This window comes from Escherichia sp. AM3, assembly GCF_032029835.1.
In the GTDB taxonomy this organism is placed as follows: domain Bacteria; phylum Pseudomonadota; class Gammaproteobacteria; order Enterobacterales; family Enterobacteriaceae; genus Escherichia; species Escherichia coli.
The window spans coordinates 1-267 of sequence record NZ_JAVUPQ010001015.1; the positions used below are offsets into that span (position 1 = coordinate 1).

Consider the following 267-nt stretch of genomic DNA (forward strand, 5'->3'; position numbering starts at 1 on the left):
TGCTCCAGCAGGCACAACGCCTGGCAGGCTATTCACTGGGCGAGCTGGCCGTGATGGCTGGGTTGACGATACCTAACGATCTAAAGCGTGATAAGGGCTGGATCGGCGTGTTGCTGGAACGCTGGCTGGGCGCAAGCGCGGGCAGTAAACCCGAGCAAGATTTTGCGGCGCTGGGGGTGGAACTGAAGACGATCCCCATCGATAGCCAGGGGCGGCCGCTGGAAACCACCTTTGTCTGCGTTGCGCCGCTCACGGGTAACAGCGGAG

Annotated in this window: 1 protein-coding gene; it reads left to right on the forward strand. The window is 61.8% G+C overall.

The window, feature by feature from the left end; translation table 11 throughout:
• The coding region (locus tag RTW80_RS29495; protein ID WP_312721672.1) for a MutH/Sau3AI family endonuclease at positions 1-267 on the forward strand (267 nt) is incomplete at both ends.